19 protein-coding genes are annotated in these 20,355 nt (G+C 41.8%); 4 read left to right on the top strand and 15 right to left on the bottom strand.

The annotated features are described in order from the left end of the window. Window positions 1–97 precede the first annotated feature (97 nt). The gene (locus tag QQL36_RS19365) at window positions 98–574 is read left to right on the top strand and encodes a hypothetical protein (protein WP_321566471.1); all 477 of its coding nucleotides are present in this window, start codon (window positions 98–100) and stop codon (window positions 572–574) included. Between the two features lie 276 nt (window positions 575–850). On the opposite strand, the gene QQL36_RS19360 is transcribed toward QQL36_RS19365, so the two are convergent. The 5 genes from QQL36_RS19360 to QQL36_RS19340 are packed head-to-tail and all read right to left on the bottom strand — an operon-like array spanning window position 851 to window position 4,908. Continuing rightward, complete coding sequence (locus QQL36_RS19360; RefSeq protein WP_321566470.1) at window positions 851–1,840, bottom strand: hypothetical protein; 990 nt, start codon at window positions 1,838–1,840, stop codon at window positions 851–853. Continuing rightward, the gene (locus QQL36_RS19355; RefSeq protein WP_321566469.1) at window positions 1,830–2,354 is read right to left on the bottom strand and encodes a hypothetical protein; all 525 of its coding nucleotides are present in this window, start codon (window positions 2,352–2,354) and stop codon (window positions 1,830–1,832) included. Before QQL36_RS19355 ends, QQL36_RS19360 begins: the two co-directional genes overlap by 11 nt. A gap of 8 nt (window positions 2,355–2,362) precedes the next feature. Continuing rightward, window positions 2,363–3,511: a hypothetical protein gene (locus tag QQL36_RS19350; protein ID WP_321566468.1), complete on the bottom strand. Its 1,149-nt coding sequence runs from the start codon at window positions 3,509–3,511 to the stop codon at window positions 2,363–2,365. A gap of 42 nt (window positions 3,512–3,553) precedes the next feature. After that, window positions 3,554–4,573, bottom strand: coding sequence for a hypothetical protein (locus tag QQL36_RS19345; protein WP_321566467.1), 1,020 nt, complete (start codon window positions 4,571–4,573; stop codon window positions 3,554–3,556). Then, window positions 4,564–4,908, bottom strand: a complete 345-nt coding sequence (locus QQL36_RS19340; RefSeq protein WP_321566466.1) for a hypothetical protein — start codon at window positions 4,906–4,908, stop codon at window positions 4,564–4,566. The genes QQL36_RS19345 and QQL36_RS19340 overlap by 10 nt, the downstream gene beginning before the upstream one ends. Window positions 4,909–5,185: 277 nt before the next feature. On the opposite strand from QQL36_RS19340, the gene QQL36_RS19335 reads away from it, so the two are divergent. Continuing rightward, the gene (locus QQL36_RS19335; protein WP_321566465.1) at window positions 5,186–5,344 is read left to right on the top strand and encodes a hypothetical protein; all 159 of its coding nucleotides are present in this window, start codon (window positions 5,186–5,188) and stop codon (window positions 5,342–5,344) included. 94 nt (window positions 5,345–5,438) lie between these two features. On the opposite strand, the gene QQL36_RS19330 is transcribed toward QQL36_RS19335, so the two are convergent. Continuing rightward, window positions 5,439–6,041 (bottom strand): DNA-3-methyladenine glycosylase, encoded by a 603-nt coding sequence (locus tag QQL36_RS19330; protein WP_083727009.1) that lies wholly within the window; start codon window positions 6,039–6,041, stop codon window positions 5,439–5,441. Window positions 6,042–6,237: 196 nt separating this feature from the next. Between QQL36_RS19330 and QQL36_RS19325 the strand changes: the two genes are divergently transcribed. Continuing rightward, window positions 6,238–7,311 (top strand): acyltransferase, encoded by a 1,074-nt coding sequence (locus tag QQL36_RS19325; RefSeq protein ID WP_321566464.1) that lies wholly within the window; start codon window positions 6,238–6,240, stop codon window positions 7,309–7,311. 325 nt (window positions 7,312–7,636) lie between these two features. Here QQL36_RS19325 and QQL36_RS19320 read toward each other — a convergent pair whose 3' ends face one another. The 8 genes from QQL36_RS19320 to QQL36_RS19285 form a co-directional block, all read right to left on the bottom strand. Continuing rightward, window positions 7,637–9,367, bottom strand: a complete 1,731-nt coding sequence (locus tag QQL36_RS19320; protein ID WP_321566463.1) for a cytochrome-c peroxidase — start codon at window positions 9,365–9,367, stop codon at window positions 7,637–7,639. Continuing rightward, window positions 9,364–10,950 carry a metallophosphoesterase family protein gene (locus QQL36_RS19315; RefSeq protein ID WP_321566462.1) on the bottom strand — a complete coding sequence of 529 codons (1,587 nt, stop codon included), beginning with the start codon at window positions 10,948–10,950 and terminating at the stop codon, window positions 9,364–9,366. The genes QQL36_RS19320 and QQL36_RS19315 overlap by 4 nt, the downstream gene beginning before the upstream one ends. Before the next feature lie 46 nt (window positions 10,951–10,996). Beyond that, the gene (locus QQL36_RS19310; protein WP_321566461.1) at window positions 10,997–11,809 is read right to left on the bottom strand and encodes a glycerophosphodiester phosphodiesterase family protein; all 813 of its coding nucleotides are present in this window, start codon (window positions 11,807–11,809) and stop codon (window positions 10,997–10,999) included. Beyond that, a complete protein-coding gene (locus tag QQL36_RS19305) occupies window positions 11,809–12,492 on the bottom strand; it encodes a glycerophosphodiester phosphodiesterase family protein (protein ID WP_321566460.1) in 684 nt (227 codons plus the stop codon). Before QQL36_RS19305 ends, QQL36_RS19310 begins: the two co-directional genes overlap by 1 nt. A 13-nt stretch (window positions 12,493–12,505) precedes the next feature. Continuing rightward, complete coding sequence (locus QQL36_RS19300; RefSeq protein WP_321566459.1) at window positions 12,506–13,963, bottom strand: SusD/RagB family nutrient-binding outer membrane lipoprotein; 1,458 nt, start codon at window positions 13,961–13,963, stop codon at window positions 12,506–12,508. 18 nt (window positions 13,964–13,981) lie between these two features. Continuing rightward, a complete protein-coding gene (locus QQL36_RS19295) occupies window positions 13,982–17,455 on the bottom strand; it encodes a SusC/RagA family TonB-linked outer membrane protein (protein ID WP_083726995.1) in 3,474 nt (1,157 codons plus the stop codon). Window positions 17,456–17,496: 41 nt separating this feature from the next. Beyond that, window positions 17,497–18,435, bottom strand: a complete 939-nt coding sequence (locus QQL36_RS19290) for a FecR family protein (protein ID WP_321566458.1) — start codon at window positions 18,433–18,435, stop codon at window positions 17,497–17,499. 383 nt (window positions 18,436–18,818) lie between these two features. Beyond that, window positions 18,819–19,406: a sigma-70 family RNA polymerase sigma factor gene (locus QQL36_RS19285; RefSeq protein ID WP_321566457.1), complete on the bottom strand. Its 588-nt coding sequence runs from the start codon at window positions 19,404–19,406 to the stop codon at window positions 18,819–18,821. Window positions 19,407–19,516: 110 nt separating this feature from the next. Here QQL36_RS19285 and QQL36_RS19280 point away from each other — a divergent pair, with 110 nt between their 5' ends. Then, a complete protein-coding gene (locus QQL36_RS19280; RefSeq protein WP_083726989.1) occupies window positions 19,517–19,735 on the top strand; it encodes a hypothetical protein in 219 nt (72 codons plus the stop codon). Window positions 19,736–19,741: 6 nt separating this feature from the next. Here QQL36_RS19280 and QQL36_RS19275 read toward each other — a convergent pair whose 3' ends face one another. Then, entirely contained in the window at window positions 19,742–20,263 is a 522-nt protein-coding gene (locus QQL36_RS19275; protein WP_321566456.1) for an exonuclease domain-containing protein, read from the bottom strand. Window positions 20,264–20,355: the final 92 nt, after the last annotated feature.

The raw sequence follows: 20,355 nt of genomic DNA, 5'->3' as shown, positions 1-20,355 counted from the left end.
ACTGTTTCATTAAAAGATTGAATAATTGAAAGACCAGTAGGTAAAAGAATATTTCATTAAAGACCATTTTATTAAAAGACTAAATTATTAAAAGACCATGGCCTATAATCCAACTACAATTGCCAATTATTTTATTACCACGTATGCATCAGAATATGTACCTATTAATGTCAACCAACTTGTTGGTCTTACCTATTTCTCATATGGCTGGTATCTTGCTTTTTCAGAAGGTAGATCAACCTTAATCAAAGAACCGTTGATTTGCCATATCAGCTGCGCTACATTTGCTTCATTATGGGAAAATATGATTGTCTCCAGAAGAAGATCTTATTACAAAAAACTGCCTAATCCACAGGGTAATCAGGCTATTTCCAAAGAAGACCAGCACTTACTTGACCGGGTATGGAATACTTATGGGCATATCGGAGATAATATTATCATTAAGGCTTTTCATAATGATGTAAATAATCCCTGGAAAAAAACATTAGTAACTGGTCAAAAAATAATTTCGATGCTGCAGGTATATGAATATTTTAAAAATAAATTAATCAAGGCTGACACCCATGCCGTATAATTAAAGTAAGCAATGAATACAACTATCATCCAGCGTTTGGACACCCATTCATCAGTTCCGGATGAAAATAATCTTTACCAAGAAAATGACTGGGAAACGAGTACCTGGCCCGACTGATCATACATCCTATTTATGAAATAAGTTCTAGTCAGTAATTTAACTTCATTCTGCACTACATTAGTATGGCCTAAGCTCTCATTTCAACATCATTCTCCTCTTGGGTATGCCACTCAAATGTATCACTTTCCTCGTCGTCTAAAAACGTATAATGCGCAATTAAAAGATTTCACGATATCCCATTTTTGCTAATGTTATGTAAGTATTCGACATCTTTGAATAAGTAATAGCTGCTTCTTGTAGTTGTAATTTATGCTGTTTGAGGTATAATTTCTTTAGTGATTCTGCTTTAAGTAATAGTGCCATTGGATTAATAGAATGGTATTTGAGTACTAGATCGCAACATTTTAATATGAATCCGTCAGTATAATTGTGTGTTTGAAATTCATAGCCTTTGGCTAGGTCTAGAACACATAATGCAATGGACTGTTGATTACTGAGAGTATCCATATAAAGACCATTACGAACAGCTTCTGATGGCGTATTTGTTGTAGTCATTATCCAGGCATCAGTAGGGAAAGTACCACTTGTTAATTCGGTATTGTACCAACCACTTTTTTCGCTGTAATTACGAATATAAATATGATTAGGAGCTAAGGAAAGCCAACATTTGACATGCAATTCATCAGCTAGAATCTTATATAGATAGACAAGACTGTGGCAATTCCCTGTATGAGTTAATAAGAGTTTGAACACAAACATATTGCTCCATGCATGCTTAGCAGAAGGGTCATCCTCATCATATTTGAATGGGAGATGTAATGTAGAAATAGAATCAGATTTATTGATGAATATAGAGGTGTCACATAATAACTTGAAAATTGCATAATTCCCAATAAAATTGAACGAATCGACTTTATTATTTTCATCAGTAATATTATCTATATTCAGTTTGCAAAGTACCGCGTATTCAGTAATAAAACCCTGAAATATCTGTTTGCTATACCTATTGGCTTTGTAGCAATTTTCTGCAATAAATACAGCATCCTTAAAAGAAGAATTATTCTTAAGGCAAGAATCTAGCAGGTCATATGATTGTTCATAGTTTTTTCGGATTGATGTATTATTATTCGTTTGAGCATAAGCACAAAAAAAAGTATTAAATACTGAGGTATATAAAATTAAAATGAGTTGTTTCTTACTGATCATAAGGCGTTTCTAATTTACAAATCACCGTGTCATAGGGCTTTTCCCAAAAAACAACTGTATCTGGAACATTTTTATCTTTGGCATTTTTAACTACTCCTTTAAGCAAAGAATTAATCCTTCTTTCGATTCTATTATAATCTTCTTTGGTTAAATTTTCTCCTTTTGTTATCCAATTCATGGATTTATTTGGATTATACACCTCAGCAAGCTTAAACAGCCCGTTCGAAGAAAGGTGGTATGCTTCAAATGGACTATCAACAAAGTAAGCTATTTTATTTATGTCTGGGAAGTATTGCAAATCACCTCCATTAACTACAAAGGGATACCCTTTAGATGTATCAATTTTGCTATTGATACTATCCAGATAGCTATAGATTAATCTATCATTTACATTAGTAGTGATTTTTAAATCCATAAGAGGAACCCTACTACCCGCCTTGTATAAATTATTGCAAGCGAAAAAAAATATTACCAATATAACAATTGGTATGCCCGTTCCGTAAATTGCTTTCATGCTATTATTTATTCAGATGGTGCTTTAGGTGTAAAGTTATGATCTTTATCTTCGTTCCACATTCCGGCTTTCCTGGTCCAATTTCCATCTTTATCTTTTTCCATATATTTCTTTAAAAATAGGTTGTAGTTGTATTGAGTATCAGGTTTTAAAAAAGATCCATTTTTTGTAGTACGGGCTTCACTTGAATAATTTTTCAACATCCAGTAGGATATGTTCACCTTTTTATTAGCTACTACATCGCTGAACAGTGTTGCACCTCTCCATGCCGCTTTTCTTTCACTAGTAGTAACAGCCTGACCATTATAAGGATCACTACTTCCGGTTTTATATTTATCTCTGAAATCATTCCACCCATTTAACGCTGCTTCATCTATAGGAGTTGTCCCCCAATCACCAAATAAGGAACTTTGTCCAACAGCACCTATTCTATCATATCCCAGATCATGTTGCTGCGCCAAAAAATCTACCTGATCGACTGCTGGCAAATCATAATTATATATACTACTACTGCCCAATCCATCAGTATTTGGATTAAAAAGAGCGGTAGCACCCATATAGTTGCCATATTCAGTACTTATTCCTAATGCACTTGCATTCCTCGCAACAAAATATGCATTCTGCCCAACTTCTTTGCCTTCAACCTGATATTTCATAATATATTGAACACCTTGCCCTAAACTGCCATGGGCATTATGTTGATTGGCATTATACCATACATAGCTGGCGCTCGCAAGGTTTCCTAATTCAGGGTTATAGTTTCTTTTATCTAAGTTGAAAACATAGGTATAGGTTACATATTCCATACCATCAAGATCAATACCATCAATGGGTCTATTACTTGCATATTGATACGGGCTTAACATTGAAAAACTCCCTGTAAGAGGATCTGTACTTAAAAACCTACTGCTAGTAGAATTATCCGGTCTCCTTCGGATCTCGGTATTTTCATCCATTAAATGGACGACCTGCATTGTATTGATATTTATTAATGCGGTACCGATCTTTTGGATACTGTCTTCATCAAATAATTCCTTATACTTACCACTTGTCAAGGTTACAATACTTGCTTTCTTACCAATCTTTTTATATGGATTTTTATTTTGAGCAATTGATGATATAGAAAATAAAAGTAGGAGAATGAAAATTAAATTCAAAGGCCTTAGGTTATGCATCTTTATTTATTGAAAAGTGAAAATTTATTTTTGAGGCTTGTTGGTTAAACTATTCTGAACCATCTGAAGTTTTTTAATTTCTATATTCATTTTTTCTTGTTCATATTTCTCATGTTCCTTTGTTTTTTCATCTTTTAAAGATTCCTGCCACTTATTGTAGGCTTCAGGAGGCATTTCCTGAAACCCTGTTACTGTAATTGCCTGTTGCGTTACTTTGGCATTATTATAAGCTAATTGTAAGTCAGGAAACTTATAAAAGTCCTTAATTGAAGGGTATCCTTTTGAGCAAGCTAATTTTTCAAATGTGGTAATATAATAATTAGCACGTACCATTAGTGCTGTTAGATTTACCGAATCCTCTTTCAAAATCTTATTTATCAGCAGTTGAGAGAAGCTATCGTAATTTACCTTCAATTTCTCCTGGTAACATAAAAGCAAATCAGCTAAACATTGCGCATATAATTTTCTACTTGAGAGTGTATCAAGATAGGTTTTGTTTTTATAAGCAGTAGAGTTCACATATGTTGATTGCATTAGCCAAGAGGTTGAAACAAGATGGGCATTAGTTGTTTCATAATTATATCGTTTGCCAGATTCATCAAAGAATTGTATAAAGGAATGATTAGGAGATAGCGAGAGATATGCCTTCGCTCCTAAATGTTCTGAAATGCATAAATATAATAATGGTAAAGAATGACATTGCCCCTTGTTAGTTAATAGTAATTTGGTGACAAACATTTTTGTCCAATCATTTTCTCCCATTGGGTCTTCAAAGTCATACCTGATTTTATCTAAAGTATAATACTTGTTATGCAAAGGATCCTTAATATTATTCAATTGGCCAAATAACTTTTGTATAGCATAATGGAGCGCTAAGTTGCTTTTCTCATTCAATCCTTCCTGCTTTAATATAAACTTTACCAATTGTGCTTTTTGTTCAATCACTTTTTCAAATTCAGAATAACTATAGGATTGACTGTAATATGGCATTTCAGAAAGATATACTGCCTTGGTAATAGAAAAGCTATCGGGATTTATTTGCAAAAATTGTTGAAAGCTTTTATTAAATAACTTAACGCATCCGATCTATTGTCTGGATCAACGGAATTCGCACCATACATCGCCTTCACATTTTCTTCGTTTACTTGATTAATCTTTGGCGATAAGGCATATTTACTTTCTATTTTCCTTTCTTCCTCCTCTTTATTTTGGATCAGATTATTTGTGCTTTCAGATAGTTTATTAGATGTAGATTTGTTTGTAACAATCGGCTCGAAAGATTGAAATTTAGGGGTAGAAATTTGAGAAAAGCAAAATAGTGATTTTATCAAAAAAGCAGAGAAGATGAGTATGTGTCTTATTCCAACTAGTAGTTTCATGGGCGTCTTAAATCAATGGGTATGTGAAAATCACTTAAAAATACTAAATTTACCAATATCTATAATAAATAAATTTTGCAATTGTAAATTAGTAATGGTTTATCTATTTAAAGGGATTTTTACCGTTAATTTTCCATCAATAACCCGTCCGTATAATTTAATTCTTCTGAATAAAGCAGATTATAGTTGCTTTCCAAAGCCTCAGTAGTGATCATACTATCGTAGAAGGTAAAGCCATAGCAATCTGCTATTTGGCACGTCTGCAAAACGGTATCTTATGTATTGGTGTGAAGGTTGTTATTTTGCAGCATTCCTTTATCTGACAGGACAACAGATGACTGTGCAGAGAAGGACATTGGTCGTGAATGATATACTGCCAATGCGGGATGAGTATAGTGCATTTATTGAAAAATTGCTCAATGAAAAGGGCTATTAGGCATCAACAGGATTTACTTTCAATACCGAATAAGTGCAGGGCTTTTACCTAAAGGCTACCGGCCTCCCTCTTCAATACTTAAAATCAATGAATCTCAGACAATCCTTTTCCCACTCACATACCTATTCCCCTCCACTATAAACCTATACGGCAGCAACGCATCCGCCCCCGCATAATCCACTCCTATGCGGGGCGTCGCTACCACCTTCTCAGGCACATACCCATCCTCCGCCAGATAAAAATCCTTCGAGAACAAATTATATCCCGTATGTATTTTATCAATCCCCAAAGCCTTACTCACATTCCCGGGCCCCCTTGTCAGTGTAAAATCGGCCTTCGCCTTCCCTGTTCGTTTCAACATTTCCGGGATGCCCTCCAGCGGCTCCGCCCCTCTGATCAACACCGCCTCCGGAATCTCCGCCTCATTCGTCACTATATTAAATAAGAAGTGGATCCCATAACACAGATATACATACGCCTTGCCCGCCGCCCCAAACATTACCTCTGTACGTTGGGTACGACGCCCACCATAAGCATGACTCGCCTTGTCTACCACTCCCCTATATGCCTCCGTCTCCACAATCCGCGCGGTCGTCAGGACCCCATCAAACCGGGTTACTATGATCTTTCCCAGTAGCTCCTTTGCTATCGTCAATACCTCAGGCCGGTTGTAAAATTCCGCAGTCAGTTTTTTCATAACTATGAATGTAAATAAAAAATCGCCGTCACCAAAAGGAAGGCGACCAATAACAGATATACACCCGGTGTAATTTATGCAAGTATCAAACCAAATGAATAATATCTTCTTCACTAATCGCTATAAATAAAAATACATCTCTTCGTTGTACACTATTCAAAAAATACTATTTTGCAATCCTTTCCCATTACTTACTATGCTACATCAACCGATCACCCGTAAGCTTAACGGGCTTGACCATCTTCGCGCATTTGCCATCACTTTCGTATACCTTTTCCATTACAACCTATTTGGCCACCCAAACTGGATTTATACAGTCGGTAGCTTCGGCTGGACAGGCGTAGACCTCTTCTTCGTACTTAGTGGCTTCCTCATCGCCGGCCAACTATTCAGTGAAGATCCGATCTCTTTAAAGACCTTCTATACCAAAAGGGTCTTCCGCATCTTCCCCGCCTACTTCCTCATTGTAGCACTGTACTTCCTTTTTCCGTACCTACGGGAGCGTGATACCCTCCCTCCATTATGGAAATTCCTCACCTTCACCCAAAACATTGGCCTCGACCTGAAAAACACCGGCGCCTTCTCACATGCCTGGTCCCTCTGTATCGAAGAGCAATTCTACCTTCTCTTACCTATATTGATCATCTTTTTCAGAACCTACCGATTGACGCAAATCACACCCTGGTTCATCGCCTCCCTATTCCTCGCTGGTTTTGGCGTTCGCTATTACTGCTGGAACCATTTCTATTTACCCGCTACCACCGATAACTGGATGGTGTGGTACAAATGGATATACTACCCTACCTTCTGCCGGCTGGATGGCTTGCTTGTAGGTATTAGTCTCGCCGCCATAAAAGAAAAGCTATATAAATATAGTACCCCGCTCCTGATAGCAGGACTACTCATACTGGCAGGCGCCTACATCCTGTGTGACAACGAAGACCTGTTTAATGAATCCATTTATGGGTTCCCCCTGATTGCCATTGGCTATGGTTGTGTTGTAGCTGCTGCCGCCAGCCCTGAATGCTTCTTATATAGACAGGGTAGTTGGATCACCCGCTCGCTGGCAGCGCTGAGTTATGCGCTGTACCTGAGCCATAAGATAGTCATTCATGTGACCCAGAAGATCGTCTCGCAATGGGGCATAGATAAGAAGAGTACAATGATGTTTGTAATTTGTACGATCACCTGCCTCACGGCTGCATGGCTGCTCAGGTTCCTGGTTGAAAAACCATTTTTGAGATGGAGAGATAAAATTCTTGCAAAATGACCCGGTACCTTATTTTCCTATTTTTAATTTGGGGGTGCACGCAAAAAAAACAAATACCCAAGTACGAGCAACCTCACGTTCGGATCAGGGAATCTGCATTCTTTACAGATTCGGGAACAATTCCCAAACCATTCACCGACATCCCCGGCTACCTTGAAAAACACAATGGAAAATGGGTGTACAGAGACGTATGGTCAGCAGATACTTCGGATACGTGGTTCCCACTTAAACTCAAACCAATGTAAGGCCCAAAAAAGGAATAAGCACCTACCGTGAATAGAAGAAAACCAGCCTGCACCTTAGAAAATAAGCTTAGCTAAAGAGTTTACACGCCATCTACCAATGCCTCTAAAAAAGAAATAAGCGCCTGCTGCTCCCCCTTATCCAGCCCTAATGTATCAGAAGACAACGTCTGATGCATCACCGGTGTCACGCCTCCCTGATTGTAAAAGTCAATCACCTGCTGCATGGTACTAAAATTCCCATGATGCATAAAAGGCGCCGTAGCAGCCGCATTCCTCACTGTAGGCGTCTTAAAAGCGCCTTCATAAAAGGTAATGGGAAACACCGCTATCCTACCCCTGTCCGTATCTGCCACCGGATGTTGCAGATCACTGTATAGGGGTACTCCTAATATTTCAAATTCCGTTCTGTTAAATAACGGAGGCGTCAACCCATTGAACAACGGTGCAAAATGACAACTCCCACAACGAGCCTTGCCCATAAAAATATTAAACCCATGCTTCTGCTGACTGGTCATCGCCGTTCTATCTCCCTCTGTATAATGATCAAAAGGAGAATTAAACGGGGTCAATGTACGGATATAAGCCGCCAGCGCACGGATGACCTTCGCCTTCGGCATTTGCATACGCGCCACAATACTATCATCCGTTCCCCCCATCTCGGCCGGACTATGCAATACCATATCTATCTGCTCTTCCAGGCTCTTTGCCCGGCCATCCCAGAACTGTGCATACTGATAGGTTGCATATAATAATGAGGGCGTATTCCTTGGTAAAAACCCTCCTGACAAAGACGCATTCTGGGGCATCCCATCTGTAAAATGCTTTTCCGGTAAATGACAGGTGGCACAACTACGCTGCCTATTACCAGATAGCTTTTTCTCGAAAAACAACCGACGACCTAAAGCTGTATCATACCCAATCTTTGGCACACTGTTATCTGCGTTACGTATTACATCCCCCCTGCCATCTACTGTAATATCCGCCCCCTGTGTAAAGGTTTCTTTCTTAAATGCATCCCGCGCACCATAAATCGCCGTTGTATTCAGCGCTCTTACCGTATGCGTCGCTTCTACGTTTGAAAGCATACGTTGTACCGGCATGGCATAATCAGTAATAAACGTGAGGCGATCAAAACTGTTGAAATCAGGATGGTCATGCAAATAATCAAACGCGGCAGACATCGCGGAGCGAATACTATCTACTCCCACCACATTCCGCAATGCATCCATCGCCGCCGCGGCCTCCGGCACCCCACATTGTAAGGAAGGCGCATCATACCCCGTTATATACAAACTCTGTATCCGGATTAATTCTAACTGGATACTCTCCATCACCTGCGCATCCGTGGCCTTAAAGTTATATAACAAAGCAGGCAGACCTGCCGCTGTTTCTGCGACGATGTCTGCCTGCTGCATCAGTTCTTCTTTCGATGCATGACTATATAATAACGCTTCTATTTGTTGCAATCCTACCGGCTCTTCATATTCTATATAAGGTTCTTCTACCTCATACTTCGCCGGCGTATTGAACACATACGCTTCGCTCACAAAGAAGTATTCAAGGAAAAATGAAATGCGTTTATAAGCAATCCTGCATTCCTTCAATGCTTCTTTCGCCTGCTCCACAGTAACCGGATCTTTCACATCATACTTTTCAATAGCAGCTTTCAAAGCGCTTGCTTTTGATGCAAATACGACCTGCTGCTCTTTGAAATACCGGATCGCCTGCTCCGGGTACCCTTTTGGTGTTTCACCGACTATCCCCAGACACAACAACAAACACAAACCGGTGAGCACCCTTATTCTTTTCATCGCGCTGTAATTGTAAAGGTATCTTTTACACAACCTTCCTTATCTTCTACAGTATAAGTGTTCGTTCCTTTTGCCACCTTGATCGTTATTGACTTAGTCTCCTGCCCCTTCTCACTCCACTTATAATTACCCACAAATGAAGCCGTCAGTGTCAATGACTGTCCCGCTTTGGCTTTGATCTCATTGTGCTTATTCACTTCTTTCATCATCGTGAAATGATCACGGATCACGCCGTCTGCACAAATCCATTTCAGATCCAGCCGATTGTTTTCAATTTCTAACAAGGATGCCCCACCATTCGTATCATTCGCATACTGCATCGCCTTGTGTGGGTAGGTCTTTTGTCTGCCACCCAGTTTACCTGCTGAACCACTCACCACATACACCGTTCCTGCATTCAGTGAATCTTTTACATAAGGACAGCTATTCTCACTACCATCATACAGCCCTGAAGAATGACTCAGGTTATGTACCGCAGGATCAAATGAATCCATCATTCCATAATGTCCTTTCATGAGGCGGGAACGCTCGTAATCATGGCTATGTCCGCAAAGGATGAGGTCTACACCATTCCGCTCAAGTATACGGATAAAGTTTTCACGGATACTGATCAGCTCATCTGCTTCATCAGAGTTGTGAGATCCCATCGTATAAGGAGGGTGGTGCCAGTAAGCAATCACCCACTGTCTATTCTTATTCGCTTCCAGGTCACGCTTTACCCATTGTACCTGCGGACCCAGTGTATCGTACAGACGATATTGATCTGCTTCCTTACCATAGCTATCCAATGAAATAAAGTGTACATTTCCGATATCAAATGAGAAGAACGCCTGTGTGTGAGAAGGTACACCACCATCTTCTGCTTCTGTCGGCATAGAGAAGTTCTGATAATACGCGGTCTTGTGCGTACGCATCGCTACTTCTACCGCACCGGGAAAATCATGGTCATTGTAATCATGGTTACCCGGTGTAGGATACAAGGGATGCTGTTTTAACAGATCATCTTTATATACATTAAAAAACTTTGTCTGAAACTCCTGGTCGGTACCACTGCCATATGCATTATCACCTAAGAGTATCCACGCATCCATATAGTTATTACCCAGGTAATTGAGTACGGATTGTTTTACATTACGCTGGTTGGCGGAGTTATTGCCACAATCTCCAAATGCACCGATCCTGATCAGGTCTTTGCTACCCACAGCCGGCAGGGTGTAGAAGTAGTTGTTCGCATCGCCCTGCAATGTATCGGCAAATGTACCTACTGTATAATAGTAACGGGTATGAGGTTGTAAACCTGAAATACGCACGATGTGTTCTGTCGTAATTGTAGAATCGTCTTTTAAGAGATCCCATTTGTTCACTGTCGTACCAAAGCGCACACGGCTACGTGTGGCTACATTTGTACGCCAGCGGATCGTCATAGCGGTGGGGGATCCTACCTGTAAGTAGGGGCCACGGATCACTGTAATCGGGTCTTCATCTCCATCACTGATCTGGGCACGCACATTTAAAAACGCACCAAATAATAAACAAAGCAACAGCCATCCCTTCATTTGCATTTTTTTCTGCGAGGTAATCATAATTCTGTTTAATTCTAGTAATTACTATATGATCTTTACGTTATTTTTATCTATGCAATCCCTTCCTCCGTAAATACCCCAGCAACTCCTCCGGCCTATCCGTCTGAATCACATTCACCTGCTTCTTCTGCAACAGCGAATCAAACCCCTTCTCCCCTAAATCATCATAATCCCCCAGTGCATTCATCCACACTCTCATATTCGCTTTCCGCACGACCTGCATTAAACTATCCGTATAAAAATCATCATCTCCATGCAGGATAGCATAACGTCCCTGTTTTACCACCGCCATAGTCTCTTCCGCATTATGCACCCTTGGCATCACCGGTATATTCGGATCTATTGCTCTTACAAGATCCGCATCTTTATAATCATATACAAAAAACAACACCTGTTTTTCCATTCCCATGTCGCGTACCAGTTTACAGGTCGATACCATCGCACTACGTGTATCTGCTTTAAAATCGATATCGATCATGATCTTTCCTCTCGCCATTTCCAACGCATTCTGAAAAGAAGGAATTCGTTCTGAGGTAATGACGCCTTCTCTTTTTAAATGTACACCCTGTAATTCAGAAAAAGTAAGATCGGTTACATTTCCATGTCCATCCGTCTTTTTCTCAATACTCTTATCGTGCATTAACACAAGTACCCCATCCTTTGTTTCCCGAACATCTAATTCAATAATGTCAATACCTTTATCTATCGCTCGCTGGATAGCCGGCAGAGAATTTTCAGGATACTCCTCATGATCGGCACGATGGGCCGCGACCAATACATATTCATGGTGGTGATAGAAATCCTTTATAATATTATCTACAGGCGCCATAAACAGCAGTAAAAATAATAGCTTATTCATTATCTGTCCCCATTTTGTTTAAGGTAATTGATCAATGCCCCCGGGTGATCGGTTTGTAAACCCTGTACAGGTGTATCCAACGCCTTTTGCCAGCGAAGAGGATCTTCATCCTTTGCCTGCACATCCAGCCATATGGCTACATTCCGTTTTTTGCAAACTGCCAGCATTTCAGGGGTATATTGTCCAATGCTGCCATCGATCACTGACACCGGGTATTCGTCAAAAAACGCATTCAGATCCTTCACTTCATCAGGCACACTCGTCATCAGTGGCATATCTGGCGCCACTTTGTGCCAATCCTTCAATTGCTCAAATGTATTGCAGAATACAACGATGTGCTTTTGCATACCCGCTTTCTTAATCAATGGATATACTATAGCCGGATCGGCATCTTTAAAGTCAAGGTAGATGTTTACCTTTTTCTTACAAAGACTCAATACCTGTTCAAAGGAAGGCACTTTGTCAGATAGCGCAGACAGCTCCCCATGACTAATATATAATCTCCCATCCTTGAACGTCCTCAAATCTACCTCTACATAATCCACTCCATCTTCTATTGCACGTGTATATGCTGCCAGTGTGTTCTCCGGTAAAACAGTGTGATCGCCTCTATGGGCGATCACTACATGTTTATGCTTTACGACAGGCAGCAATGCAATCAATAGTATTGAAAAAAATTGCATAGCTAATTATTTATCATTTTAAATACCACATCTTCGTTGTCAGTACATCCGCACCCTGTCTTGCTACCGCAGCATTATACTGATCCAGGTTATAAGACTGCTCTGTAGTAGGATACTTATACCGGGAAGGGATCTCAGATATAGCAGCCAGCGGTCCGGTCACAAATACAGGATACCCTGTTCTTCTATGATCGAACCAACCTTCTGGTCCTTTCAGGAAATTCGCAATCCACTTCTGTGTGATCAGCTGTACCAATGTACCATTGTATTGTACAGAGGCCTGTGCCAGGTAAGTTGCCTTATCAGTAGCAGATACCCCGTATGCATCCAGCGATGCGCTGATACCTTTATTATATAAAGAAGAAGCTGTTTCACCACTCACCGTTACTTTGCCACTCTGTACTACTTCCGCCAGTATAAAACATTGCTCTGCATAGGTCATCATACTTGCATTCAGCAAATCATCCTGGTTAGCGTAGAAGATAGCTGCCATCTTGGAAATATGCGTCTCACCACCATTATAATCATAAGGAGAAGAAATCGCATTGGGTACACCTACATACAGATTTGAATCTACTGTATACCCTGTTGTACTTGATACAGGCGCTACCCAGATCGGTAGCCTTGGATCATTCAGACGCAGCAGTGTATCTACGATCTCCTTACTAGGTTTGTATTTATCGATCTCAGTCGTCTTGCTGTTCAGGTTACCACCCGGCCATGCATCAGATGCATTGACACCTAAATATCTCAGTGCGGCATCGTCGCTATTGCTGTCGAACAAAGGATATTTGGAAGGATTGTCTACTATATTCTGCATTTCAGTATATGCACTTGCTGACTTGTTCGATATACGCAGCAGTAAACGCAGGTGCAGTGCATTGGCAAATTTGCGCCAGTTCAGTGCAACACCACTATACAGGATATCGTAGTCTGCATCGATGCTCAGCGTTGTCGCCGCCAGCGTATCATTTGCAGCGGTAAGTGTGGCCAGCAGCGAAGGATAGATATCCTCCTGCTGATCGTATTTGGGATGTACTATACTACTGTCTTTAGATAGTAAGGCCTCACTATAAGGTATGTCTCCATATAGGTCTGTAATATAAGCGAAGTTGAAAACCCTGATGATGTCTGACACGGCTGTGTATTGCAACATATCATTGCCGGCTGCCAGATCATGGAAGGTTTTGTTGTATGTCAGCGCACCGTAATACCCGTCCCAGCTATTGCCAGACCAGCCAAACAGGTCATCACCTTCGTTACGTACTTTGGTGATGTAACGGCCTGCTTCTGCAGGCTGGTCGAGAAATGCCTCGCTCTGATAGGGATATGCCGTCTTTACCAGTGCCGTTGAAAGCAGGTATTGCGGATTCACAGTTGTCGCCGTATTTGGATCCGTGTTGATTTCCTCAAAGTTCTTTGTACATGCACTTAACATGAACAGCACTCCAATGGCATATATCTTTTTCATATAGTTGTCGTATGAATATTAAAAATTAAGACCCAGTTTCACACCATAAGAACGTGTATATGGCAGTGACCAGCTGGATGTACCAGGGGTGATGCTACCGCTCTTGATCGTCATCGCAGTTTCAGGATCATATCCGCTACCAGCGGCTGTCCAGCTAAACAGGTTGCGTGCTATCAGTGATACACTCAGGTTAGAGATCGGCAGTCTGCCAGTCTGCTCTTTGCTGAACAGGTATGTCAGGCTCACTTCACGCAGCTTTACATATGTAGCGCTGAAGGTATTGCGGGCGTGCATCTTCCAATAGTAGTCACCGTAGAAACTTTCAGGATCTGTAACGTTGGTATTCTTAACATAGTTACCATTGCCATCTGAGATATAACCGTCTTCGATCATACCATCTGTACGGTCGGTTGTACCATCGTTCCAGCTCAGACCACCATGCTCTGTATCACGGCCTTTCAGTGTATTTTTAGTACGACCGTCAGACAACAGGTTCATGAACATATAAGAGAAGAACTGGCCACCCTGGCGGTAATCGATCAGGGTATTCAGTGTAAAGTGACCGTAGGTAAAGGTGTTGGTGATACCCAGTGAGAAATCAGGATTGTAGTTACCGATCTTCACGAGGCCAGTTGCATACTGGCTATGACCGGTTTCGTCCAGCAGTTCCTTGCCTTTGTTAGGACCATCAGGAACGGTTGTCCAGGTGAAGCCGTACATATTGCCGAGTGACTGACCTTCACGTACCTGGTACTGCATACCTTCTGCAGACCCTTGCAGGTAAGAAGTAATACCATCAGCCAGTGCGATCACTTTGTTCCTGTTGCGGGTAAAGTTTGCACCGATATCCCAGATGAATTTACCAGAGATCGGCGTACCGTGTACAGCTACTTCCCAGCCTCTGTTACGGATTTCACCGGCGTTGATGATGCGTGCGCTATAACCGCTGGCCATGGTAGTCGGGATCTGAATGATCTGGTTACGGCTATCGGTGGTATACCACGTAGCTTCTACCGCTAACCTGTTGTTGAAGAATTTCAGATCCGTACCAATCTCATAAGAGGTAGCGATTTCAGGTTTCAGGTTGTTGTTCTTCAGTGTAGTGCTGAAGGTCGCCATCTTCACATCACCCCAGTCAGGAGAGCTGAAGGTAAAGCTGTTGTACAGGCTGTAAGGATCAGTATCCTTACCTACCTTAGACCAGTTCAATCTCAATTTGGCATAAGACAGCGCACCGTGTTCGATCTTCAACATATCAGACAACACTAAGCTCAATGAGGCAGAGGGATAAAAGTAGGAGTTGTGATTAGTAGGCAGCGCGCTGGACCAGTCATTTCTGGCACTCAGATCCAGGAATGCATAACTCTTGTAAGACAGTTCACCCATAGCATACAAACTGTTGATGCGTTTGGTTGCCTTGTAAGAAGAGTTGGTAACAGTACCTGCAGCAGCATTGGAGATGTTGTATACACCCGGCATTACCAGCTTACTGGCAGCCTGTGACTGCGTGTTAGAATGCTGGTCCATGCGGTTAGCACCTACGCTTACGAAAAATGCAAAATCGTGTTGAAGACTTTTCTTATAGGTCAGGAGGAAGTCTGTATTCTGCTCACTACCGAAGAGGTCACCGATATAATAGGCACCATAAGGGTTCTGCACAGCACTTACTGCACGCTTGCTTTCGTCGGTTTCAGTATACCAGTCGAGACCTGTACGACCCATTAATGTTAAGCCCTTAGCCAGTTCCATGGTCAACTGCACATTGCCTGTTACGTGATGACGATTGTAGGCATTGGTCAGTTGATAAGCTACGAAGTAAGGGTTATCTGTACTACCCTGATCCTGTGACCATTGTTGCAGGCCTTCTTCACCACTCTGCCAGTAATTTTTCAGCAGTTTGGAGTTGATGTTCGCCGGCATGGTATACAGGATATAACTGGAGCTACCCCTGTTGAAAGTAGGACGGTTATTACTGGTATTATTTGTATAAGCAATATTGGTAGTCACCTTAATTTTAGGATTCAGATCATACCCTGCGGCGAGGTTGATGTTGTTGCGCTGCAGACCTGTATTAGGCGTGATACCTTTATTTTGCAAATTTGTATAAGAGAGGCGGAAGTTGCTACCAGTGATGGCTACGTTGCTGGTATAGGTAGAACCAGTTTCATAGAAATCTTTCACCCTGTTAGGATAAGCGATCCAGTCGGTCGCTACCTTGTCGCCGTTGGCATCGGTAGGGCTGTTCCATTGAATATATTTGGCGCCGGTGTTGAGTTTAGGACCCCATGAAGCAGTAGACAAGGTATTGGATGGATCTACAGAACCCGTGGCATCACCTGCACCATATTCACTCTGGAAGTCAGGGAACTGCCAGGCTTTGTCATAGATCGCGCTGAAGTTTGCGCTTACGTTCAGTCCTTTTTTGTTTTTACCATTACCGCTTTTGGTAGTAATGAGGATCACGCCGTTAGCAGCACGGCTACCGTACAAAGCCGCAGCACTGGCGCCTTTGAGCACGGTAACGGTGGCGATATCGTCCGGACTTACATCGGAGATAGGGCTACCGTAGTCAACAGTCACCTGGCCTACAGGAACGGTTGGGCTTCTGTTAGCCGAAGCGACAGGTACCCCATCCACAACGAACAAAGGCTGGTTATTATTAGCGATAGAGCTGGCGCCACGGATGGTGATCAGCACAGAACCACCCGGATCAGAGCTGGCAGAGCGGATGTCCACACCTGCAACTTTGCCGGAGAGGCTGTTTACAATGTTCACATCTTTTACAGTGCTTACTTTAGAACCGTCGAGAGTAGCGATAGAATAACCCAGTGCTTTCTCTTCACGTTTGATACCTAATGCAGTCACCACCACGGCAGAGAGGTCCTTTACATCCGGCATGAGCTGGATGTTCAGCATAGCAGAAGTACCCGCTTTAACAGTCTTTTTGGTAAAGCCGACAGCGTGCACCAATAAAGTGGTCGCACCATTTACTTCGATGGTATAGCGACCCTGATCATCAGCGATCACAGATTTGTTGGTGGCCTGATCGGTGATGATAGCACCGGGTACAGGTTCACCTTTATCGTTGGTGATGGTACCGTTGATGATTTTGTGATCATCGTTATTGGCATTGTGATCATTGCCGGAGATGGTGATCGCGTTAGCGGTGGTCATACGCTGGATCGCGTAGTCTTTATGACCCAGTTCAACGATAGTGAGGCCCAGTGGTTGGAGGGCTTGTGCTACCTTGCTGGCATTGAAAGCCCCCTGTTGCGGGAACTGTTCAAGGTATACAAATTTGTTAGCGACGGTCGCGCTGTTGTAATTAAAATTCACGTGAAAGATGTCTTCCATTTTCTGGAGTGCTGTAATCAGCGAGACCTTTTCACTTACATAGTTATAGGCGATCGGAGCAGTGTGGGCCCTTACCTGCCAGACTTCCAGCAATAGGAGGACAGTCAGGACAACGTACCTGTTCAATTTGCGTTTCATAAAAGATTATTGCGCTTTCTAGTTTACGAAGTAATAATAGCTTATTCGAATACAATAGTATGATTAGCCTGGACTATTAACTGGTCATTGTACACTGACCGAATAGCTGCCAGGAGAATGTCTGTATTGTCTAAGGGACATGAGCCGGAGAAGCGTTCCATTTGTAATTTGGTGCTTTTCCACCGGACGTGAAAACCGTAATTTTCTTCCAGTATGGCGGCAACTTTATATAGTGGTGTATTTTTAAAGATCAGACGGCCGTTCTTCCAGGATGTGAAGGTCTCTGGATTGATACGGGTCATCATTTTGTTGGTGGCATCGAGGTGGATCATTTCACCGGGTGTGAGGTGTAGGGTACCTGCGTTTTTCGCCCATCCTGCACCGGTTACATTTACCTTGCCTGATTCCAGCAATACTTCAATCTGTTGTTTACGATTGTAGATGTTGAATGCGGTACCGAGAACAGCTACATCCATGCCACCGGTATGTACTTTCAGGTCATGGTGTTCACCGCTGAAGTAAGCTTCCCCTTCGATCCATACTTCGTGCCCTTTGTATTTTAAAGTAGTGTTGGCATTTAGTAATACTTTGGAACCATCCGGCAGGTTTACTTCTTTCGTCATAGCGATACCGGTGTGAATGGTGGTGCTACGGTTATTGAATAATATACCTGTAGTAATAAGCAATAACAGTGATGCAGCGGCGGCTGTCCAGCGGTATAGCAGCATACGGCGTTGGCGGCCAAGTGTGGTATCGAATCTATCCTGCATTTCAAGCATATCTTCGGGAGAAGGTCCGTTTTCATTTTCTTTCAACAAAGAAAGTAAGGTGAAAGCGGTGTTCACATCATCATGACGATCCGGGTGGGCGGCGAGCCATTGTTCCCAATGTGCGCGGGCCTTTTCATCTGACTGATCGGCCCATGCTCTGAAAGAGGGATTGGTCATCAGATCCGCTACTGTATATTGTTCTTGATCCATTGTTATTAGTAAGAGGGAGGAAGTGAATAGAATACCCTCAGGAAATTTTAAGTTTTTTTTTGATGATAGTTGTTTTATTTCTTGTGATGGTATCTTATATCTTATTCCTGACTGACTAGTACTAATAAGTGATAGAAAGTGATTTGGATACGTTAAGAAATTATGATCATTTTTTTGTGATAGCATCTCGCTTCTAATACATGACTGATTGCTATTTATAAGAGGGAGAAAGTGATTCAAATACCCTCAGAAAATTTTATCTTTTTTCCGGTTACAATTGTTATTTCCCATGATCACATATCGCTACTCATTCCTGACCAGTTGCTATCAATAAGAGGCTGGAAGTAATTTGAATACCCTAAGTAAATTTTATGTTTTTTCGGTTACAGCAGTTCAGTGAGTTGCTTATTTTTCGTGATGGTATCACGCATTTCGTCCAGCGCTCTATAGATGAGGGTTCTGGCGTATTTCACTTCTTTCATAGACATGATTTCAGCAATACTTTCGTAACCGATATTTTCGAAGAAATACAAATAAATTGCTTCACGCTGACGGTTGCTCAGTCCATTAATAACGTGCTGTACCAACTGTTTGCGATTATGCAATTCCTGTTGTTGAATGATGGGATGATCGGCGGAGAGATCGAGGTAAAAGCCATAGCTTTCATCGTTGCCCAAATCCTCGGTGGATCTGGCTTTCTGCTGGCTGATAACACGCAGCAGTTTACGACGTACAGCGATCATGAGATAGCTCTTTAAATGCTGTACATTATTACGCCGGGAACGGCTGGTAAATAGCTCAATAAAAAAATCCTGTAATACATCTTTGATCAGGCCCTTGTCGTCGGTGAACCTGTTACAGTATTTGAATAGTATAGGGAACCAATAAGCCCACACACTGTCGAATGCCCGCTTATCCCCTCTGCAAAACTGTTCCCAAAGTTGTATTTCATCGTTTTGTCCCACTGCCATACGACTTGAGTAGGTGCAAAGCTATTCTATAATGAGATGGGAGTATATTAACTTTTTGTTAACCGTTGTTAATCCGTACTTTTACGTTCAAGCCCAACCATTTAACCTGGATGCCATCATTAAAGAATAATATTCTGTTGTACCTGTTATTGTTTGTGTCTATGCCTGCCATTGCCCAGAAGACAGGTAAAATCTATGGTCAACCCGCTGATACAGTAACGCGGCAAACGCTCAAAGATGCTTATATCACTATATTAAAAGGTACGAATGTACAGAAGTCGGTATTTTCCAATGCCAGTGGTGGGTTCAGTTGCGGAAATTTAGCGTGAAGGCTTTCACCACCTGATCTTCAGTCCTAATTCCTTCTTCATTGTCAGCAGTGCTTCTGCATTTCCTTTTGCATCATCTACCGGATGATGTGTATGCTTTGTTACCCGCAGATGTTTAAAGTTCTTAAACATATCCTTTTCCATTCCTTTGAAAAGGCTTCCTAAATTCTGCGAACTATGCCCAAATGGATTAGTCCCAATAAAGTGATGAAAATACCATGCAATGAACATACTATCAAAACCATTATTATCACTGATCAGGATAGGACGATCCTTTCCACAAACCGTTTCAATCCAGGTTTTGAATTCCGCCATCACAATTTTGGGTTCTTTAAAAGTCTTTGTTTCTTCTCTGCTAAAACCAGATACAGCGAGTGCTTCAGGAATATACTTTTCAGAAATAGGAGCTAACTGACCGTAAAAGGTCTGATCTAATTTTTCGTTTACGAGCACGGCACCAAATGAAATCATGGAAAAATCTCCGGGTATAGGGCCATCGCTCTCGATGTCTACCATAATGTAAGGCATGGGGTTATAATTTAATTTACTAAAATCTGCGCAAGATACGGCAAAATGTGTAAACTGACAAAAGGTACGGGGAGGTATATTGCGATATGAGC

Origin of the sequence: Chitinophaga sp. LS1, assembly GCF_034274695.1 — a bacterium.
Classification (GTDB): domain Bacteria; phylum Bacteroidota; class Bacteroidia; order Chitinophagales; family Chitinophagaceae; genus Chitinophaga.
Note: the sequence above shows the minus strand (reverse complement) of the source record. Positions and strands in the feature narration are given on the sequence as shown.